The sequence below is a fragment of the Intrasporangium oryzae NRRL B-24470 genome, from assembly GCF_000576595.1.
In the GTDB taxonomy this organism is placed as follows: domain Bacteria; phylum Actinomycetota; class Actinomycetes; order Actinomycetales; family Dermatophilaceae; genus Intrasporangium_C; species Intrasporangium_C oryzae.
Genome location: NZ_AWSA01000027.1, coordinates 34,068 through 53,990 on the forward strand (window position 1 = coordinate 34,068; position 19,923 = coordinate 53,990).

Here is a 19,923-nt window from a genome sequence, read left to right on the forward strand (position 1 = left end):
ACGATAGCGCCCGATGCCCAAGGGATGGGACCCGGTGTCCTCATCGTGGACAGAACAGGAAAGCGTGGCCTGGATCACGAGGACGTCCTACGAAGTCGAACCGGCGAGTAGGATTCCGCTCGTGAGTGCGAACGCCGACTTCGACCTGTTCCGGATCAACGAGGACCACGAGGTCCTCCGTGAGGCGGTCCGTGCCGTCGCCGAGGACAAGATCGCCCCGTATGCCGCTGCCGTCGACGAGGAGGCGCGCTACCCCCAGGAGGCCCACGACGCCCTCGTCGCCTCCGATTTCTTCGCACCGCACGTGCCCGAGGAGTACGACGGCGTCGGGGCCGACGCGCTCGCGACGTGCATCGTCATCGAGGAGGTCGCCCGGGTCTGTGCGTCGTCGTCGCTCATCCCGGCCGTCAACAAGCTCGGCTCCCTGCCGGTCGTGCTCGCAGGCAGCGACGAGCTCAAGGCGAAGTACCTCCCGCCGCTGGCCCACGGCGAGACGACGTTCTCCTACGGGCTCTCCGAGCGTGAGGCCGGCTCCGACACTGCCTCGATGAGGTGCCGGGCCACGCGGGACGGCGACGACTGGGTCCTCAACGGGCAGAAGTCCTGGATCACCAACGCCGGCGTGTCCGAGTACTACACGGTCCTCGCCGTCACCGACCCCGAGGGCAAGCGCGGCAGCAACGTGACGGCCTTCGTCGTCGAGAAGTCCGACGCGGGCTTCACCTTCGGCGAGAAGGAGCGCAAGCTCGGCATCAAGGGCAGCCCGACGCGCGAGCTGCACTTCGACCACGTCCGCATCCCCGGCGACCGCGTCGTCGGCGAGGTCGGCGAGGGGCTCAAGCTCGCCCTCAAGACCCTTGACCACACCCGCGTCACGATCGGCGCGCAGGCCGTCGGCATCGCCCAGGGCGCCCTCGACCACGCCGTCGCCTACGTCAAGGAGCGGCGCCAGTTCGGCAGGGCCGTCGCGGACTTCCAGGGTGTGCAGTTCATGCTCGCCGACATGGCGATGGAGCTCGAGGCAGCCCGCCAGATGGTCTATGTCGCTGCGGCCAAGTCCGAGCGGGGCGACGCCGACCTCACCTTCTTCGGCGCGGCGGCCAAGTGCTACGCCTCCGACGTCGCCATGAAGGTGACGACCGACGCCGTCCAGCTGCTCGGCGGCGCCGGCTACACCCGCGACTTCCCGCTCGAGCGGATGATGCGCGACGCGAAGATCACGCAGATCTACGAGGGCACCAACCAGGTCCAGCGCATCGTCATGGCCCGCCAGCTCCTCGCCTGAGAGGGGCCTCCGGCGCCCGGATGGGATCGCGATCATGCTGGCGGCAGGGTCGGCGGTCGGTGAGCAGCAGCGTGCCCTCCGACCTGGGCCCGCGGACGTCACGCTCGACGACGACCTCGCTCACCGGTGCGGAGTCGCGGCCCCGGGTCAGCTGCCCGTGGCGCACCCGCTTCAGGGCCGGCATACGGGGGCGTCTCCGAGAGGTGGCGGGCAGGTGTCATCATCGATGTCGTCCCGTCCCTGGGTGCTGGACGCGATGATGCTGCCACACGATGCTGGCCGTCCCGTCCGGCAGGGTCGTGGACGAGGTTGCCCGGTGGTGGCAGTACGCTGACGTGGCTCGCACGCTATGCCCTCCCAACTCCCAACCGAAGGAACCTGAGTGGATGTGACACCTCCGGTCAGCGTCGTCATGCCGTTGCTCAACGAGGCCCTGCACCTCGAGAGAGCCGTCGACGCCATCGTGGGCCAGAACTATCCGGGAGACCTCGAGATCGTCCTTGCCGTCGGCCCGGGCCACGACGACACCCTCGGCGTCGCGCGCCGGCTGGCCGAGAAGGACGACCGGATCGTCGTCGTGGAGAACCCCTCCGGGCGCACCCCCGACGCCCTCAACCTCGCTACAGCCGCTGCCCGGCACGACATCATCGTCCGCGTGGACGGGCACGGCTTCCTCAGCCGGGGCTACATCGCCCGCGCGGTGCGCGCCCTGGAGGAGCACGACGCCGCCAACGTCGGCGGGATCATGCAGGCCGAAGGTGTCACCGACTTCGAGAAGGCCGTCGCCGTCGCCATGACGTCGCCGCTCGGTGTCGGTGGAGCCCGGTTCCACACCGGGGGCGAGGCAGGGCCCGCCGACACCGTCTATCTGGGGGTGTTCCGCAGCGAGTGGCTCCGCAAGGCCGGCGGCTACGACCCACGGTTCACGCGTGCGCAGGACTGGGAGCTGAACTACCGCATCCGCCGCGACGGCGGTCTCGTCTGGTTCGACCCGGAGCTGACGGTTCAGTATCGACCGCGGGGGTCCTTCCGGGCACTGGCCAAGCAGTATCGCGACTACGGCCGGTGGCGGCGCGTCGTCGCCAAGCGCCATCCCGGCTCCATCAATGCGCGTTACCTCGCGCCGCCCACCGCAGTGCTGGCCATCGCCGGCGGCCTCGTGGGCGGCTTCTTCTGGCGTCCCCTTTGGGCGATCCCGGCGGCATACGCCACCGCCATCGGGGCCGGAGGTGTGGTCATCGCCCGTGGACAGCCTTGGCGGGTCGCGATCCGCGTCCCGGGAGTCCTCGCCACCATGCACTGCAGCTGGGGTTGGGGCTTCCTGACCAGCCAACCGAACCGGCTCGTGCCGGAGGAGGACTGATGCTCAAGCGCTACCGCCTCATCTGGGAGCGGCGGGCGATCCTTGACACGCTCGTGCGCCGCGACCTGCGCGTCCGGTACGCCCGAAGCTGGCTCGGATACCTCTGGACCATCATCGACCCGCTCTCGATGGCACTCATCTACTTCGTCGTCTTCGCCCTCATCTTCAAGCGGCCCGACGCCGGCTACCATCCTTACTTCCTCTTCCTCGTCATCGGGCTGCTCGTGTGGCAGTGGTTCAACGCCTCGATCAACGAGACCTCCCGAGCGCTGCTCGCCGAGGCCAAGCTCGTCCGATCGACGAACCTGCCCCGAGAGCTGTGGGTGATCCGGGTCGTGCTGGCCAAGGGGCTCGAGTTCCTCCTGTCGCTGCCGGTGCTCGTCGTCATCGCTCTCATCTACATGATCACGGGCACCACGCACCTCAACTGGAGGCTGATCATGTTTCCCTTCGCGATCGTGCTGCAGGCCTTCCTGCAACTGGGTATCGGCATGCTTCTCGCCCCGACGACCGTCCTTGCCGATGACACCATTCGGGTCGTTCGTATCTTCCTCCGCATGCTCTTCTATGCGACCCCGATCATCTATGCCCTCAACTTGGTCAACGGCTGGGCGGCGCACCTGTTCTGGCTCAACCCGTTGTCGGGAATCATGGAGATGTATCGCGCCGGCTTCTTCCCGGAGTCGGTGGCCCGCGGACCGATCGTCACGAGCATCATCATCTCGGTAGGTTTCTTCATCTGGGGTGCCTACACGTTCGCGCGCCTCGAGCGCGCCGTGCTGAAGGAGATCTGAGTGGCGGCACAACCCCTGACCGGCGCTGACACCGTCATCGAGGTCAACGGCGTCGGCATCGAGTTCTACCGCTCCCGCCGCCGCAAGCTGTCGCTGCGCGAGATGGTGCTGCGCCGCGAGAGCACGGCTCCCACGGAGACCTTCTGGGCACTCGATGACGTGAGCTTCACGGTGACCCGCGGTGATGCTGTCGGTCTCGTCGGGTCCAACGGCGGAGGCAAGAGCACCTTGCTCAGGACCGTCGCCGGTGTCCTCATCCCCGACACGGGAACGGTCGATGTCCGTCAAGGTGTCGCACCCCTCATCGAGCTCACAGGCGGCTTCCTCGGCGAGCTCACGGCTCGTGAGAACGTCTACCTCACCGCCGGGTTGCACGGCCTCAGCAAGGAGCAGGTCGACGAACGGTTCGAGGAGATCGTGGACTTCGCCGGGCCCCAGGTGCGCCAAGGCATCGACATGCCCTTCCGACACTTCTCCTCGGGGATGCAGGTGCGCCTGGGCTTCGCGGTGATCACGACGCTCGACGAGCCGATCATTCTGGTCGACGAGGTTCTCGCCGTCGGTGACAAGGACTTCAGGGAGAAGTGCTACCTGCGGATGGAGAAGCTGCTCGAGAGCGGTCGGACGCTGTTTCTCGTATCCCACTCCGAAGCCGACCTCCGCCGGTTCTGCACGCGGGGGCTCTACCTCAAGTCCGGTCGCCTCGTCGGTGACGGCCCCATCGAGGACATCATCGAGGCCTACAACGACGCGCCCGCGACGTGAGTGTCCGGTCGGGACTCACTGCGCCGCTCTGATCGCCTCGTCGAGGCGATCCGGGTCGGTCGAGGTGACGAGGACCGCCGTCGACCACTCCGCTCGTGCGCGACCCTCTGCGAAGGGCGTGACCAGCGTGATGCCCTGCGCAGCCAGCTGTGGGAGGACCTCCGTGTCCTCGGCTGCTTCTGCTGCCACCTCGACGTAGTCGACACCCTCGGCAGCGAGCGCCCAGCGGAGGTCGTCGAGGGTGTGGGCGACAAGCCCCAGGGATCGAATGAGTCCCGCCTCGCGGTATGCCGTCGCGCGCTCCCAGCCCCGTACCGCGTCCGCGGCCCCCTCGAACACGAGGACGTCGACCGAGCGGCGTCCGAGGGCCGCGAAGGTCCGCTCCACCGCGGCCTCGACGGCGACTGCGTCGGCGCCCTGCGGAACCTCCGGGAGCGGGCCCGTACGTGAGATGACGGAGAAGCGCTTCACGAGGGCCGGCTCTGCGGTCGCACGCAGGAGGTCCTCGGCGCGGTTGTCCGCGCGGCCGACGTCGATGTGGGTCACTCCGCGGTCGATCGCCGATGCGATGAGCGCCCGGAGGGACTCTGCATGCGCCGCAGGCTCACTTCGGCCGCCGTCATCGAACTCACGAGCGGACAGCACGACGCGTGAGAGGCGGCCGAGACGTGTCGTCGTGCTGGCGGTTCGCGGGCCCATGGCGTCAACCCACCCAGCCAGCCGGTGCATCAGGTCCACCCATGTCACCGCGACGGGATCTTCCACGTCGGTGAAGAGGTCGGCAACCCGCACGTAGTCACCGAGGGTGTCCACGGTGGCCCGGTATGCGTGGACGTCACCCGGTGTTCCCTTCGGTACGAAGAGCAGCTCGCCCAGCGTCCGCCGCAACCACGGGGTCACGTGCTCCCGGTCGTACGGGTCGGTGGTGGTGCGGGCGGCCCGACGCAGGTCGGCGACCGTGAACACCTCCGCGCCGATGCCCTCGGGGACCTGCTCGATGTCGACGCGGCCGTAGGCGTGCCCGGACGCGCGGGTAGCCTCCACGAGCTCGTCGACGAGGTCGGCATCCGCGACCGGGTTGTCCCCGGTGAGACGCACCACGAGGTCGTCCGGCATGAGGTCCGCGGTGGCTTTCACGAAGCGGCCGAGAACGTCGTCGAGCGACCCCCGCACGACGGGAATCCCGACCGAGGACAGGTGGGCGGCGATCCGCTCGTCGTACTGCTCCTCGCTGGTGGCCACCACGACCTGGTGGGTCCCCCGGCTCGCCCGTCGCGCGACGAGCTCGATGAGAGGCATGCCGCCGATCGTCAGCATCGCCTTCCCAGGCAGACGGGACGAGTTGAGGCGCGACTGGATGACGACGCGGATGGCGGGCACAGGATCTCCGTTCCGGGGTGTCCGAGGCTAGACGATTGAATCCAAGGTGACTGGTGTGGCGCGTGTGCCTTGAGGGCGAGGGTGCCCAGACTCGATGTGGCGAACCAACTCGAGCCCTGGAGGCCCTCGTGGACACCGATCTGGACACCCTCGCCACCGCAATCTACGTCAGCACCGACGATCTGTTGAACGCTCGCCCGGAGCTGGTCCCGTGGCGCCCGGTCCCGCGAGACCGTCAAACGCTCGGACCTGGCCAGCTCAGCCTCGAACGACACGACGGCCGCACCCCGCGGTGTCATCGTCCGGGTCCTGCAACGACTCCTGGCCATGACCGCCGCCATCCGTCACAACGACCACACCAGCCAACCGGTGTTGCGCTCCCTCACCACCTACGACCACTGACCCTTGGAGTCAGTCATCCAGCGTCGGCCGGCCGGGCATCAGCTTCCATGTCTGTCACTGCATGTGCTGCATCAGTGCATCCACGACCCGCGCGCGCCCGAGACCGTCCACGAGCCTCATGCCCCTTCGGGTGAGCGACTCTCGACGCGCCGCGTCACCGAGAATGCCGTCGAGACGCCCGAGGGCTCGGGTCCTCGCCTCCTCGTCGTCGGCGATGTCAGCCAGACGACCGAGGCCCACGGCGAGACCTTCGCCGATGACGCGCTCGTAGCCCACGGCCTGGTTGTCGACGACTTGCACGACGGCGCACGGCAAGCCCTGGCACAGGAACTCCCACACCGAGGTGCCGGCGGCTGTCACGGCGAGGTCACACGTCGCCGCGAGTGCGGGGAGGTTCGCATCCGGGGTGCGCACCTCCATCTGCTGCCCAGGTGCTGGCCTGAGTCCTTCGAGCACCTGGCGGACGTCGGCTCGCGCCGCGATCGCGACGACCTGGACGGGCCGGCCGGTGGCGAGGACGAGCGGCGTCAGCAGCGGGGAGGCCCCCATGGCGTCGGTGCCTCCGAAGACCGTGAGGACGCGGACCGGCCGCGCTCGGCCATCGGCGTCGCCCGTGTCGGCGACCGTCTGGGGGTTGCGACGATGGTGCAGCACGGCATTGCGCAGGAGGGCGTGCTCCAGTCCCAGCAGCTGCCGCGCTCCGGGGTGTTCCGGAAGGGGGGCGGCGCCCAGGTTCTGGTCGACGTAGACGTCTGCCACCTGGTCGGCTCCCCAGGGACCGTCCACGATCGCGAGAACACCGAGTCCCGCCCCCATCAACGTCGACCCGATCTGCGGAGAGAGGCCGTAGCCGTCGAGCACGACACCAGTCGCCCCGGCTTCCCGTACCTGCCTCAGGAGACCGTGAGGGTCGGGCGCCGCCGGCCGCACGGGGACACCCAGCTCGTCGAACGCGCGACGAACCCAGTCCACACCGTCCAGGGAGCCCAGGAGAACGGCGTGGGCGCCGCGCCCGACGAGCTCCTCGGCGATGGCGAGGCAGCGGACCACGTGTCCGACGCCCACGTCCGGGCCGCCGTCACAGCGCAGGGCTACGGTTCTGGGCATGTGCTCATCCTGCCGGAGTGGCCACGTCGCGACGTACCCGGCCCGCGAAGCCCGTCCAGGGACGCCGCACATTCACGGTCGTCACGTCCGACCTGTTAGCCTCCCGTTGGCATTGGACGATGTGCGATGCCGCGACGCCGACTCGCGGCGTCCCCGGTACCCGAAACTGTGGTGACCCGGTTGTCTGCCCTTTGTCACGTGGGCCAGGAGGTTTGCAGGTGAGTTTTCTCGATGGATCGTCCGTCCTCGTCACGGGTGGCACGGGGTCATTCGGAAAGGCGTTCATCCGTGAGGTCCTCGACAACCACAACCCCAAGCGGGTCATCATCTTCAGCCGAGACGAGCTGAAGCAGTGGGAGGCCCGGCAGCTGTTCAACGATGACCCCCGGCTGCGCTGGTTCATCGGTGACGTCCGCGATCTCGACCGGCTCCGCAGGGCGATGCACGGCACCGACTACGTCGTGCATGCCGCGGCGCTCAAGCAGGTCGACACCGGCGAGTACAACCCTCACGAGTTCGTCAAGACCAACGTCCTGGGCAGCCAGAACGTCATCGAGGCCTCCATCGACGCCGGCGTCAAGAAGGTCGTCGCCCTCTCGACCGACAAGGCCTCGTCGCCGATCAACCTGTACGGCGCAACCAAGCTGACCGCCGACAAGCTGTTCATCCTGGGCAACCACTACGCGGCCCAGTACCCGACGCGTTTCGCCGTGGTCCGCTACGGAAACGTGACCGGCTCGCGCGGTTCCATCCTGCCGAAGTTCCGCGCGCTCCACGCCGCAGGCGAGTCGCTTCCCATCACCGATCTGCGGTGCACCCGCTTCCTCATCACGCTGCCCCAGGCCGTCCAGATGGTCCTCGACACGTTCGACCTCATGCAGGGCGGCGAGCTCGTCGTCCCACACATCCCCTCCCACCTCGTCACCGACCTCGCCCAGGCGATCGCACCCGGGGCAGCCATGCACGACATCGGCCTCCGGCCGGGGGAGAAGCTGCACGAGGAGATGATCAGCCCGGAAGAGGGCCGCCGGGCAGTCATGATCATGGACGGCAAGTACTACGTCCTCGAGCCCGAGCTCGCCACCTGGGGTTACCAGCCGCGCACCGACGGGACGCCGGTCCCGCCCGGGTTCCACTGCGCCTCGGACAAGAACGACCTCTGGATCGGTGCCGACGAGATCCGTGAGATGCTCGAGTCCGGGGTCTGACGTGATCCCCTACGGGCGACAGTCGATTGACCAGGACGACATCGACGCCGTCACGAAGGTGCTTCGCGGCGACTGGCTCACCACCGGGCCCACGGTCACCGCGTTCGAGGAGGCCCTGCAGGAGCTCTCCGGCGCAACACGGTGCGTGTCTGCGACCTCAGGGACGGCAGCCCTGCACATCGCCTACGCCGCGGCGGGGGTCTCGGCCGGCGACGAGGTCGTCACGACGCCCATGACGTTCGTCGCCACGGCCTCCTGCGCTCTTGCCCTGGGCGCTCGCATCACGTTCGTCGACGTGGAGGAGGACACCGCCAACATCGACCCGGCCGCCGTCGCGGCGGTCGCCACCGAGGACACCAAGGTCATCGCGGGGGTCGACTACGCCGGACATCCCATCGAGGTCGACTCGCTGCTCGAGGTCTCGCGCCGCATCGGCGCCCTGCTGCTCGAGGACGCGGCGCACTCCATCGGCTCGACGTACCGCGGCCGGCCGGTCGGCTCGCTCGCTGACCTCACGACGTTCTCCTTCTTCCCCACGAAGAACATGACGACGGCCGAGGGCGGCGCCGTCGCGACCCTCGATCCGGCGCTCGGCCAGCGGGCTCACGAGTTCCACTTCATCGGCCTCGTGAGAGACCGCGACCGGATGCGCTACCCCGACGAAGGGCCTTGGCACCAGGAGGTGCACGAGTGGGGGCTCAACTACCGGCTGCCCGACGTCCTCGCAGCCCTCGGCCTCAGCCAGCTGCGCCGGCTCGGGGAGTTCAAGGCCCGTCGGGCCGAGGTCTTCGCTCGCTACCAGGAGGGTCTGGCCGGCGTCGAGGGCGTGCGACTCCCGACCCGACGCGAGCACGTCGACCCGATCTGGCACCTCTACCCGATGCGTGTCCTCGACGGTCGACGCCGTGAGGTCTTCGATGCGCTGCGGGCCGACGGAGTCGGGGTCCAGGTCAACTACATCCCCGTCTACTGGCACCCGCTCTTCGAGGACCTCGGCTACCGGCGGGGCATGTGCCCGAACGCCGAGCGGTTCTACAGCGAGGAGATCTCGTTGCCGATGCACGCCGAGCTCACCGACAGCCAGGTCGACCAGGTCATCGACGCGGTCAGGAGAGCGGTCGGCGCCTGACCCGGCGACCGACGCGTCGAGGCCGTCCGGCCACCGACGTCCGGTGCCCGGCGTCGGGTCACGCCTCGAGGTCGGCCTCGGCCAGCTCGTCGGTCCTCGACGCCGCCGAGGCGACCAGCTCCTCCGGGGCTCCCTTGACCGCGACGTCGGGCATGGCGTCGACAATGTCGGAGGACTCCACTGGCTCGACCGGCTGCTGGCGCACGACGAGATTGCCGTGCCACCCCCGTGCCAGGGATACGAGCACCTCACCGGCGCGGATCGTCGCCCCGTCGCCCATGAGGTAGACGTCCTCGCAGCCGAAGTCGGGCACGAAGTCGTCCGGGTGCGCGTCCTTCGGGACCGGCATCACCGGCAGGGGAGCGTCGGTCCGCATGCAGACGGGCCGTTCCGCGACCCCGGTCATCGGGTTGTCCGGCGGGTCGCCGTCGATGAGGGCGGTCGCCTCGAGTCGGGCTGGCCCCTCTCCGAAGCTGATCATGATGTCGGGCGCCGGTGCCCCGCGGTCGACGACCAGGGTGGCGCCGATGGCGCTGCGGTAGGGGTGCACGAGGAAGGCATCGTCGACGGCCTCCACCTCGGTGACGACGAGCGGGTTGCCGACGCGTATCAGGCCGAGGTTGAGGCCGACGCCGCCGAGCTGGAGCCACGAGCCGTCGGACAGCTGGAGCACGCCGGGGAGCAGCTCAGGGGTGAACCGGACCTCCCCCTTCCACGTCAGCGGGCCGAGCCTCAGCACGAGCTCGAGCGGACTGCGGTCGGGTGGGTCGGACACGGCGGCGACGTCACGGCTGTCCACCTCGAGCTCGAGGGCCAGCGAGTCGCCAGAGGGGCGGCACGACACGACGCGCACGGGCAGGGTGCCGTCGGCGAAGTGGAAAGCCGCCGACGGCGCGACACGGCGGCCGAGGTCGCCGCGCAGCTTCGCCTCGACGTCGAGTCGCAGGACGTGGCCGTCCCACACCGCCTCGCGCAGGGCCGAGCGCAGCCGGCGGGGTCGCAGCGGGTTCTGCACCCGGTTGCGACGGACCACGGCGCCGAGGGCCAGCGAGACGCCGAACGGGCGTTTCTGGGAGGCGAGGGCCCGGGCGAGGGCCGCGGTGTCACCGTCGAGGCGCCAGCGCGCGAGCTCGCCGACCATCGCGAGGTCACCCGCCCGCAGGCGGCGGTGGATGAGCCGGGCGAGCCGGGTGACGCCGTCGTCGGCGCGCGGGTCTGTCAGCTGGGCGAGCTCCAGCGCCATCCGCTCGAGATCGGGCCGGTCAGCCTCGGGGACGGTCACCATCGACTGGGCGAGGGAGACGAGGTCGATGTGGATGAAGTAGGCCTCGACGGCGTGGCGGACGTCGTCGTTGGCCTCGTGGTGGGCGAGGGTCTCCAGGACCATCCGCGCGGACTCGAACCGCTCGCGCGCGTTGTCGGCGTTGGCGCTCTGCTGGGTGATGGAGTCGCCGGACTCGCGGTCGCGCCAGAGGTAGACGTGCGAGGACAGGATGTCGACGCTCTCGGCCTCGAGGTAGGCACGGAGCGTGACCGGGTAGTCCTCGTAGCGGATCGGCGGGAACTCGTAGCCGCCCGCGTCCCAGAAGCTGCGACGGTAGACCTTGTTCCAGATCATCCGATCCTTGACGAGCGGGGTGAACCGGTCGAGGGAGGTGCGCAGCTTGGTCGTCCGGAAGGGCTCGCGGTGCGTCCACGATTGGTACACGCCCTTGTGGGCGCTGAACCGGTAGGCGTTGCCGGCGGCGATCGAGGAGCCGGTCTCCTCCAGCGAGCCGACCATCGCCGTGTAGGCGCGGGGGGCGACGAGGTCGTCGCTGTCGACGAAGGTGATGTATCGCCCGCGGGCGACCGCGGCCCCGGTGTTGCGCGCCGGCCCGAGGCCCTGGTTCTCCTGGCGGACGAGGCGGAAGCGGGGGTCTGCCGCCACGAACCGTTCGGCGACGGCGAGCGACCCGTCGCGCGAGCCGTCGTCGACGAGGATGACCTCGATGTCCTCGAGCAGCTGGCGCTGCAGCGAGTCGAGGCAGTCACCGATATAGGCCTCGACGTTGTAGAAGGGCACGACGACCGACAGCAGGGGGGGTTCGTCCCGGGAGTCCTCACGGGGTCTGTCGACCACCAGGTGCTCCTCGGGCGGGCTGGTCTGGTTCATCGGCAACGTCATGGTTTCCTCGTCGGCGTGCGGCTGTGGTCAGCTCTGTCGGCTCGGGATCGGGCGGTGCACGAGGTAGGTGGTGCCGTCCTCGCCCGGGCGCACGTCGATCTCGCGCCCGCCGGCGTAGGTCCGCACGACGCGTCCGCCGAACCGCGTGGCCTTCGGGCCGGTGGTCGTGAGCAGTAGCACCCGCCGGGAGGCGACGTCGGTGACGGGGTTGTCCGCCGGGTCGTTCGCCACGAGCGCCTCGAGCGGGAAGCTCGCCTCGTGCTCGAGGACCTCAGCGGTCACCGGGGTCTGGGGCCACGGCCGCTCGATGCCCAGGGTCCCGGACGCGACGGACACCTGCAGGACGAGCTCGGCATCGCGGACCTCAGCCGCCTCGACGAGCGGGTGGTGCGCCTGCCGTTCGATGCCCAGTCGCCCGCCGCGCGTCACGGCCTGGACGCGGTAGCCGGCGCGGTCGACCCCGTGCTGCTGCTCGTTCGTCGCGAGGACGGTGACCTCCCACGTCAGGGGGCCCAGGGACAGGGAGAGGCCGAGGTCGTGGTGGCCCGGCTGGGCCGCGAGGCGCAGGGGGTCCAGCTCGAGCTGGACGAGCAGCGCGTCGGCGAGGTGGTCCGTCTCGATGCACGTGGCCGGTACGGCGCCGACGCGCGCCTCGACGTGGACGCGCCCGGCGACGCGGTGGTCGAGCGGGATCCGCACCCGGTACACCAGCTGGGTCTCGCCGGCCCGGAAGTCCTCCAGGGTCCCCGCGCGCCGACGTGCGTGCGTCAGGGCCCGCACCCGCGCCGCGCCGGCGGCCGCCCGACGGACCGCGCGACGGGCCGCCTCGACGGGCTGCGCGACCTCCGGTGCCGACCCGACCTCGGCGCCGGCGAGGGCGAGGAACCGTTCGGTGCGGTCGTCGCGGCAGGCGCGGAATGCCTCCTGGTACTGCGGTCGGGCGAGCCCGACGAGGGCGGCGTCGACGCGATCGCACAGGATGCGGGCCTGCGCGAGGAACGGCTCGCGCTCGTGATCGGCCGCACGCCCGATGGCGCCGAGCACCTCGCGCAGGTCGACGTCGACCAGGTGGGAGTGGACGAGCTCTGCGACCTCACGGGTGCCGAGCCGGTCGACGGTGTCGAGGACCATGAGGGCGGCGGCGACGCGGTCGGTGACGCTCGGCAGTGAGGCGCTGAGTCCCGAGATCGAGCTCGCCCGTTCGCGCCACACGTAGGTCGGCTCGGCCAGCGTGTCGACGGCGGCTGCCTCGAGATGGGCCCGCAAGGTCACCGGGAAGTCCTCGAAGTGCATCTCCGGCCACGCGTAGCCGTGCTCGTCCCAGAAGGACCGGCGCCACATCTTGTTCCAGGCCATCCGGTCGCGCATGAGGAGGGGGATCTCGCGGATGCTCGTGCGCTGCAGGCGCGCCGAGAACGGCTCGCGGTGGGCCCAGGAGGTCTCGACCGGCCGGGTCAGGGGGAGCCGCCACACGTGCGAGGCCGCGAAGTCGGACCCGGACTCGTCGAGGCTCGTCACGAACTGCTCGAACGCCCGGGGCGCCACGAGGTCGTCGCTGTCGAGGAACGTCAGGTACTCGCCCCTGGCGTGCGCCGTCCCGGTGTTGCGGGCTGCGGCCAGGCCACGGTTCTGCTGGGTGACGACCACGAAACGGGGATCGGCGTCGGCGAAACGACGGGCGATCTGCGCGGAACCGTCCGTCGACCCGTCGTCGACGAGGATGCACTCGAAGTCGCCGAAGGTCTGCCGGGTCAGGGTACGCAGGAACGGCTCCAGGTACTTCTCGACGCCGTAGTACGGCACGATCGCACTGACGCGCGGGGACGACATTCAGCCTCCTCGAGCTGACCGACGGCGGGGACACGAACGATCCTAAGGGCAGCTGGCGCTCGGCCCGCCACTCGGCCCGTGGAGGCCGGTCGGGGGGTCCCGAGGCGCTGGCGTCAGGTCTCTGGCCCCCCGCAGCGGGTGCTAGCCTAACCCGCGACCAACTGGACGGCATCAGACGAGAGGCACGCGTGGACCACACCAACCACTGGTACGGGCATGCGCACATCCTCGCCGAGTACTGTGGCCTCGACCCCGCCGCGCCGCCGCCCGTACGAGGCGTCATTCAGCACGGCTGGACCTTCGTGCACGGTCTCGGCTACGGCCACTACAACGACTGGAGCTTCACCAAGCTCGTGTGGTCCGACCTGTGCCGGCGCCGGGGCCAGGTCATCGGCTGGCGCAACTTCGCTGTCATCGGCGCGCCGCTGCTCTACCTCATGCGGCTACGGCCCGAGGCGCCGGCCGAGCGCGAGGGCACCATCTGGTACCCGTTCCACGGGACCCTCGAGTACGAGACTCTCGACGGCGACCACAACAACCTCATCGCCCAGATCCGCGACACCGAGGACGGCCCGGTCACCGTCTGCCTCTACTACGTCGAGTACGACGACCCCGCTGTCCGCGGGCGCTACGAGGACGCCGGCTTCCGCGTCATCTGCCATGGACGCCGTGGCCAGCAGTGGGTCGGGACCGACCGGTTCTTCCTCTTCCGGCAGCTCGACGAGCTCCGCAGACACCGGCGGGTGGCCTCGAACCGGCTCTCCACCGCCGTCGTCTACGGTGCGGCCGCGGGCTGCGAGGCGGCTGTGTACGGCGACCCGATGGAGTTCGTCGGGGTCAAGGCCGGCTTCAACGGTGCCGGCCTGCTCGAGGCGCTCTACCCCGAGTTCTTCGGAGCCCAGACCGACATCGGAGCCACCTCGGCGATCGCGCTGGCCGAGCTCGGCGCAGACTTCCTGGCCGAACCCGACGAACTCCGCTACCTGCTTGGATGGGACGAACCTTGGCTCGCATCGTCGAACTGACCTACCCCGGCAACGTCACGCTCGTGCGGGGCGCCATGCAGAACTGGCGCGACTTCGACCTCGCCCGCCCGTCGGGCTCGGACGTGGTCCGTCGCTTTGTCCTCGAGCAGCTGCCGGAGGCGCCGGCGCGCGTCCTCGTCGTCGGCCCGATGTCGGTGAGCCTCGTGCGCGAGGTCGCCGAGCGTTCCGGGCACGTCACGGTCCTCGCGCGGGCCATCCCGGACGCGGCCGAGATCGGCACCGCCGTCCCCACCGCGCAGGTCCTGTGCGGGAGCTTGGACGAGCTCGACGGCGAGTTCGACGTCGTGCTCGCCATCGACGACCTGTCGACGGTCCAGTCACTCGAACGACCCACCGCTCCCTGGTCCGAGCTGGCCGCCCTCGTGCTGTCCCGGCTGGCCCCCGAAGGCCAGGCGCTCCTCGGCGTCGAGAACGAGCGTGGCCTTCACCGCCCGTCCGGCGCCGACGACCCGTACGTCCGCAACGCCGACGCCGACTGGACGCCGTTCGCGACGTGGGACGCGACCCGCCCCCGGTCGCGCGCCCAGCTCGAGGCCTGGCTGCCGCTCGGTCGCGCGAGCGCGGTCCACGACGTCGTCGGCACCTGGTCGGCGCCCACGGCGCTCGCACACGGTCCCTGCACGTCTGGCCTCGCCACCCTCTGGACCGGGCGCTCACCGGTCACGCCCGTGCTCGGTCTGCGCTCTGCGGCCCTGGCCGGATGCGCCTCCGAGCACTTCGCCGGTTGGCTCGTCAGCGTGGGCGGCGCAACCCAGTCGGGTGACTGGTTCCTGACGCCCGACGCCCGCTGGGTGGTCGATGCGGGCGTGGCCGAGGCCGAGGACGGCCGGCGCTTCACCATCCCCCCGCACGGGCTCTCGCCGTTCGTCGTCCTCGTCGAGGCGGCCGCTGACACCGACACCCCCGCCCTGCGCTCACTGCTCCGACGGTGGGCGGCCTGGCTGCGGTCGGTCACCGTGGACGGTATGGTCCCGGCCGCCTACGCCGACGCCCGGCTGACGAACCTCGTCCCCGACGGCGACGGCTTCCTCCCGCTCGTCGCCGGCTCGGCCGACGCGTCGTTCGAGTCGGTCGCCTGGGGTGCACTCGGTAGCGCCCTGGACATCATCACCAACCAGGGCCTGCGGCACCCGTGGCCGACGGCGATGCACCGCGAGACGCGTCTGGCTGCCCTCGGGGCGATGGCCGGTCTGGCCGCCCCGGACGACCTCGGCCCCTACACCCCCCAGGTGCGCGACGCCGGGCAGACGCGCGATGAGCTGCTCGCCGTGGTGCGACGCCAGCAGGAGGAGCTGCGCTCGACGTGGTCGCGCTTCCGGTGGGACGAGAAGCAGTACGCCGCGTGGAAGGCCGTCAACCTCGGCAAGCGGGCGGTGCGCTACGCGCGCAAGCACGGCCGGTCGATGCCGAAGGACGCTGCGAAGCGGGTCCGCTCGACGGTCGCCAAACGCCAGGGCTGAGGGGTCGGCGCCCACTCCGGAGTCTGCCCGGACGCCCATGTCGGCGTCCGGGCTGGCCCGGGGCGTGGCTCAGACCAGCTCCCAGCTCATCGCCGTTCCTCGAGCCACGTCCTGGGTGAAGCGCTTGCCTTCGAGCACCGAGAAGGTGTCGGGGGCGAGCCCGTTGGCGGGGCGGATCGACCGGACGTTGTCGGCGGTGACCGGGTCGCCGGCCTTGACGTCCTCGACGACGTAGAGCGACCGCCGGAAGCGCAGGCCCTCGCGCTCGGACTCACGGGCGCCGATGCGCGGCTGGCCGAGCGCCTGCCACGCCGTCCGCGTCTCGGCCACGAGGGCGGCGAGCTCGGCCGGCTCGAGCGAGAAGTCGGAGTCGACGCCCCCCTCGGCCCGGGACATCGTCACGTGCTTCTCGACGAGAACCGCGCCGAAGGCGATGGAGGCGACGGCGGCCCCGATGCCCATCGTGTGGTCCGAGAGGCCCACGGGGACGCCGAAGGCGTCAGCCATGACGGGGATGCCGCGCAGGTTCGACGAGGCGGGGTCGGCGGGGTAGGACGCCGTGCAGGACAGGACGATGACCTGGTCGTTGCCGGTGGACCGGGCCGCCTCGACGGCAGCGTGGATCTCACCGACCGAGGCCATCCCGGTGGAGATGATGATGGGCTTGCCCGTCGCAGCCGCGCAGCGCACGAGCGGGAGGTCGACGATCTCGGACGACGCGATCTTGTAGGCCGGAACGTCGAGGGACTCGAGGAAGGCGACGGCGCTGGGGTCGAACGGGCTCGAGAACGCGAGCAGGCCGAGCTCCTTGGCCAGGTCGAAGATCGGCTGGTGCCACTCCCACGGAGTGTGCGCCTCCTCGTAGAGGTCGTAGAGCCGGCGACCGCCCCACAGGGGGTGGTCCTCGGAGAGCCGGAACTCGGGGGTGTCGACGTCGATGGTGATGGTGTCGGCCGTGTAGGTCTGGAGCTTGATGGCGTGCGCCCCGGCCGCGGCTGCGGCGCGGACGATCTCGAGCGCCTTGTCGAGCGAGCCGTCGTGGTTGCCGGACATCTCCGCGATGATGAAGGGCTCGGCGCTGCGTCCCACCGGGACGCCGCCGATCATGATCGTCGCGTCAGGGCCGCCCTGTGCCCCCTGAACCGTGCTGGCACCCATGTTGGTCATTCACCTGTCCTTTGTGGCGCGGACCCGCAGGACCGGGGTCTCGACGCCGTCGATGTCTCGGATGTAACGCTCGACCTCCTCGAAGCCGTTGCGACGGTTGAACCGCCGGACGGCCTCGTTGGCCTCGAGGACCTCGCCCTCGAGCACCTCCAGGCCGAGCTCGTCGAAGGCGAGGCGCTTCGCCTGGCGCTGGATCTCGATCCAGGCCGGCAGGAGCTCACCTCGCTCCGTGAGTCCGTCGTTGTCGAGGTAGTACCCCCACCAGGCGCTCGCGCCGTCGCGATCGATGTCGAAGTACGTGACGACACCCGAAGGGACGCCGTGGCGCACGTACATGTAGATCTCGCGCGCGTCCGTCGCCTTGGTGGCCGCCCAGTATGCCGCGTGCTCCTCTTCGGTGATCTCGTGCTGTGTCAACGAGACCGCCCGGACCTCCGGGTGATTGCGCCAACGCAGGACGTCGGCGCAGTCGTCATCGGTCGCGGGGCGGAGCATCGGGCCCTCCTCATGAGGCCGCCGCGGGCTCCGGGCGGAACGCGGCTGTCGTTGGGGGTTTCGTTGTTACACTACCCGACGCCCCCAACCCCCCCATCCCAAGGCGGAACCATGACTGCACTGAGCCGTGACGCGATCCGGACGATGATGGCCGAGGTCCTTCAGGCCCAGGGCAAGGCGATGCCGGTCGACGATGGTGCGAACCTCGAGCAGATCGGGTTCCGCTCGCTGGACTTCTCCGAGCTCGCGCTCCGCGTCGAGGACGAGATCGGCGAGGAGCTCAACTTCGACGCCCCCGAGCTTCGCCAGATCGCGACCATCTCGGACGTGCTCGACTTCCTCGAGCAGCTGCAAGCGGCGTGAGCGGAGCGCCCGCCTCGTTCCCCGGCGCCGGCAACCGCATCATCACCCGTTCCTTCGACGGGTCATGGGCGGATCTCGGTCGCCTCGACCTCCCGGCGGCCTCGGCTGTCCTCGTGCGCGACAACCACGACGCCGCGCGCGCGGTGTGGACCGCAGCGACGGACGGGCTCGAGCTGCTCGTCGCCTCGCGGACGAGGGTGACGGACGACCTGGCCCAGAGCCTTCGGGACTCCGGTCTGGCAGTCGTCGACGGTGACAGCGTGGCGGCGCCGACCTCGGAGCGCGCCGCGGTTCCGGGCCGGATCTGGCTGCTGACCAGCGGGAGCACCGGTCGCCCCAAGCAGGTCGCGCACACCCTCGGGTCGCTGACGACCGTGGCCGGAGACCAGCCGCGACGGACCTGGTTGTGCCCCTACGCGCACGGCGCGTACGCGTGGTGGCAGGTCGTGACCCTGGGCATTGCGCACCCGGGGCAGGACATCCTCTTCATCGAGCCCGACGAGCTCGAGACCTGGCCGGCCCGCGCGCTGCAGGTGGGTGTCACGGCCGCCTCCGGCACGCCGACGTTCTGGCGGCAGGCCCTCTATCGCGACCCCGACAGCGTCGCGGCCCTCCCTCTCGAGCAGGTCACGCTCGGAGGGGAACCGGTCGACCAGGCCATCCTCACCCGCCTGACCGAGATGTTCCCCGCGGCCCGGGTCTCGTGGATCTACGCCTCCAGCGAGGCCGGCGCGTCGATCGCCGTCCATGACGGACTGGCCGGGTTCCCCGAGTCGTGGCTCGGCCAGGAGTCCGCGGGGAGGGCGACGCTGACCGTCGACGACGGTGAGCTGCTCATCGCCTCTCCCAAGCGCGGAGAGGGGATCGACACCGTCCTGCGCACGGGTGACCGTGTCGAGGTCGTCGACGGCCGAGTCCTCATCACCGGGCGGATCGCCTCGGACGAGATCAACGTCGGAGGGGCCAAGGCGTCCGCGTCCAACGTCCGTGATGTGCTCCAGGCCCATCCTGCGGTCGCGTGGGCTGCCGTGCGCGGTCGGAAGGCCCCGATCGTCGGCAGCATCGTGACGGCCGATGTCGTGCTCTCGGGCGAAGCCACCGTGGCCGACCTGACCGAGTGGTGCTCGGCGCGCCTCCCCGACTACGCCGTGCCCCGACGGGTGCGGTTCCTGGACCAGATCCCGATCAAGGAGACCCTGAAGAGCGATGTCTGACAAGACCGAACCCATCGGCCCGGCCACGGTCGTGGTCGTCTCCGGAGGCTCGCGTGGCCTCGGCCTCGCGATCGTCGAGGACATCCTCGCGAAGGGCGCCAAGGTCGCCGCGTTCGCACGGACCGTGACTCCCGAGCTCGAGGCACTCGCGGCCGCCCACCCCGACCGAGTGCTGGCGGCGTCGGTGGACGTCACCGACGTCAAGGCGATCAACTCCTTCCTCAAGGAGACCGAGGCGCGTCTCGGTCCGATCGACGCGCTCGTCAACAACGCGGCGATGGGTCAGGACAGCCTTCACGTCCACACCTCGCCCGAGCAGATCGCCAAGATCATCGAGACGAACCTCACCGCGCCGCTGCTGCTCGCTCGGGCGGTCCTGCGGCGGATCATGGCCAAGGGGAACCGAGGGCGCATCGTCATGGTCACCTCCGTGTGTGCGCAGCGCGGCTACTCGGGTCTCGTCGCCTACTCCGCCACCAAGGGCGGTCTCGACAGCGCGATGCGCACGCTTGCTCGGGAGATGCACGGGCGGGCCCTGGTCAACAGCGTCGCGCCGGGGTTCTTCGCCTCCGAGATGAGCTCGGTCCTCGGCCAGACCCAGCTCGACACGATCACCCGGCGCACGCCGTCCGGGCGCCTCGTCGAGCCGGAGAACATCGTTCCGGTCGTGCGCACCCTGCTCTTCGACGACACGAACATCAACGGTCAGGTCATCACCGTCGACGGCGGCAACAGCATCTGATGGACG

The 19,923-nt window shown here is 70.1% G+C and carries 17 protein-coding genes and 1 pseudogene; 12 read left to right on the forward strand and 6 right to left on the reverse strand.

Annotated elements, in window-relative coordinates; all coding sequences use genetic code 11:
* Positions 1 to 121 precede the first annotated feature (121 nt).
* The 4 genes from N865_RS13155 to N865_RS13170 all read left to right on the forward strand — a co-directional run bounded on the left by N865_RS13155 (position 122) and on the right by N865_RS13170 (position 4,207).
* Positions 122 to 1,285: an acyl-CoA dehydrogenase family protein gene (locus N865_RS13155; RefSeq protein WP_034806721.1), complete on the forward strand. Its 1,164-nt coding sequence runs from the start codon at positions 122 to 124 to the stop codon at positions 1,283 to 1,285.
* Between the two features lie 382 nt (positions 1,286 to 1,667).
* The gene (locus tag N865_RS13160; RefSeq protein WP_034806724.1) at positions 1,668 to 2,648 is read left to right on the forward strand and encodes a glycosyltransferase family 2 protein; all 981 of its coding nucleotides are present in this window, start codon (positions 1,668 to 1,670) and stop codon (positions 2,646 to 2,648) included.
* Positions 2,648 to 3,442: an ABC transporter permease gene (locus N865_RS13165; RefSeq protein ID WP_034806727.1), complete on the forward strand. Its 795-nt coding sequence runs from the start codon at positions 2,648 to 2,650 to the stop codon at positions 3,440 to 3,442. Before N865_RS13160 ends, N865_RS13165 begins: the two co-directional genes overlap by 1 nt.
* Positions 3,443 to 4,207: an ABC transporter ATP-binding protein gene (locus N865_RS13170; protein ID WP_245603754.1), complete on the forward strand. Its 765-nt coding sequence runs from the start codon at positions 3,443 to 3,445 to the stop codon at positions 4,205 to 4,207.
* Positions 4,208 to 4,222: 15 nt separating this feature from the next.
* Here the strand turns inward: N865_RS13170 and N865_RS21815 are convergent, their stop codons facing one another.
* Positions 4,223 to 5,587 carry a cytidylyltransferase domain-containing protein gene (locus N865_RS21815; protein WP_051510544.1) on the reverse strand — a complete coding sequence of 455 codons (1,365 nt, stop codon included), beginning with the start codon at positions 5,585 to 5,587 and terminating at the stop codon, positions 4,223 to 4,225.
* A gap of 251 nt (positions 5,588 to 5,838) precedes the next feature.
* Between N865_RS21815 and N865_RS23980 the strand changes: the two are divergent.
* Positions 5,839 to 5,989: pseudogene (locus N865_RS23980) on the forward strand (IS982 family transposase); the annotation flags it as partial.
* A gap of 54 nt (positions 5,990 to 6,043) precedes the next feature.
* Here the strand turns inward: N865_RS23980 and N865_RS13180 are convergent.
* On the reverse strand, positions 6,044 to 7,096 hold the full coding sequence (locus tag N865_RS13180) for a PseG/SpsG family protein (protein WP_034806730.1): 1,053 nt from the start codon (positions 7,094 to 7,096) through the stop codon (positions 6,044 to 6,046).
* 218 nt (positions 7,097 to 7,314) lie between these two features.
* Between N865_RS13180 and pseB the strand changes: the two genes are divergently transcribed.
* Both pseB and pseC read left to right on the forward strand, forming a co-directional pair.
* Positions 7,315 to 8,304, forward strand: coding sequence for a UDP-N-acetylglucosamine 4,6-dehydratase (inverting) (pseB, locus tag N865_RS13185; RefSeq protein WP_034806733.1), 990 nt, complete (start codon positions 7,315 to 7,317; stop codon positions 8,302 to 8,304).
* Between the two features lies 1 nt (position 8,305).
* On the forward strand, positions 8,306 to 9,433 hold the full coding sequence (pseC, locus tag N865_RS13190) for a UDP-4-amino-4,6-dideoxy-N-acetyl-beta-L-altrosamine transaminase (RefSeq protein WP_084328206.1): 1,128 nt from the start codon (positions 8,306 to 8,308) through the stop codon (positions 9,431 to 9,433).
* Positions 9,434 to 9,491: 58 nt separating this feature from the next.
* Here pseC and N865_RS13195 read toward each other — a convergent pair whose 3' ends face one another.
* Both N865_RS13195 and N865_RS13200 read right to left on the reverse strand, forming a co-directional pair.
* Positions 9,492 to 11,600: a glycosyltransferase family 2 protein gene (locus tag N865_RS13195; protein ID WP_034806739.1), complete on the reverse strand. Its 2,109-nt coding sequence runs from the start codon at positions 11,598 to 11,600 to the stop codon at positions 9,492 to 9,494.
* 27 nt (positions 11,601 to 11,627) lie between these two features.
* Positions 11,628 to 13,430 carry a glycosyltransferase gene (locus N865_RS13200; RefSeq protein WP_034806742.1) on the reverse strand — a complete coding sequence of 601 codons (1,803 nt, stop codon included), beginning with the start codon at positions 13,428 to 13,430 and terminating at the stop codon, positions 11,628 to 11,630.
* 188 nt (positions 13,431 to 13,618) lie between these two features.
* On the opposite strand from N865_RS13200, the gene N865_RS13205 reads away from it, so the two are divergent.
* Together N865_RS13205 and N865_RS13210 are read left to right on the forward strand one after the other, a co-directional pair.
* The gene (locus N865_RS13205; RefSeq protein WP_034806745.1) at positions 13,619 to 14,455 is read left to right on the forward strand and encodes a hypothetical protein; all 837 of its coding nucleotides are present in this window, start codon (positions 13,619 to 13,621) and stop codon (positions 14,453 to 14,455) included.
* Entirely contained in the window at positions 14,434 to 15,936 is a 1,503-nt protein-coding gene (locus tag N865_RS13210) for a hypothetical protein (RefSeq protein ID WP_034806747.1), read from the forward strand. Before N865_RS13205 ends, N865_RS13210 begins: the two co-directional genes overlap by 22 nt.
* 69 nt (positions 15,937 to 16,005) lie before the next feature.
* Here N865_RS13210 and pseI read toward each other — a convergent pair whose 3' ends face one another.
* Together pseI and N865_RS13220 are read right to left on the reverse strand one after the other, a co-directional pair.
* Positions 16,006 to 17,103 carry a pseudaminic acid synthase gene (pseI, locus tag N865_RS13215; protein ID WP_245603755.1) on the reverse strand — a complete coding sequence of 366 codons (1,098 nt, stop codon included), beginning with the start codon at positions 17,101 to 17,103 and terminating at the stop codon, positions 16,006 to 16,008.
* Positions 17,104 to 17,598, reverse strand: a complete 495-nt coding sequence (locus N865_RS13220; protein WP_034806749.1) for a GNAT family N-acetyltransferase — start codon at positions 17,596 to 17,598, stop codon at positions 17,104 to 17,106. It lies immediately after the preceding gene.
* A 111-nt stretch (positions 17,599 to 17,709) separates the two neighbouring features.
* Here N865_RS13220 and N865_RS13225 point away from each other — a divergent pair, with 111 nt between their 5' ends.
* Genes N865_RS13225 through N865_RS13235 form a run of 3 tightly spaced genes read left to right on the forward strand, consistent with a single transcriptional unit; the run spans position 17,710 to position 19,917 of the window.
* The gene (locus N865_RS13225; protein WP_034806751.1) at positions 17,710 to 17,961 is read left to right on the forward strand and encodes a phosphopantetheine-binding protein; all 252 of its coding nucleotides are present in this window, start codon (positions 17,710 to 17,712) and stop codon (positions 17,959 to 17,961) included.
* The gene (locus N865_RS13230; RefSeq protein WP_034806753.1) at positions 17,958 to 19,175 is read left to right on the forward strand and encodes an AMP-binding protein; all 1,218 of its coding nucleotides are present in this window, start codon (positions 17,958 to 17,960) and stop codon (positions 19,173 to 19,175) included. The genes N865_RS13225 and N865_RS13230 overlap by 4 nt, the downstream gene beginning before the upstream one ends.
* Positions 19,168 to 19,917 carry an SDR family NAD(P)-dependent oxidoreductase gene (locus N865_RS13235; RefSeq protein ID WP_034806757.1) on the forward strand — a complete coding sequence of 250 codons (750 nt, stop codon included), beginning with the start codon at positions 19,168 to 19,170 and terminating at the stop codon, positions 19,915 to 19,917. The genes N865_RS13230 and N865_RS13235 overlap by 8 nt, the downstream gene beginning before the upstream one ends.
* The last annotated feature ends 6 nt before the right edge of the window (positions 19,918 to 19,923 follow it).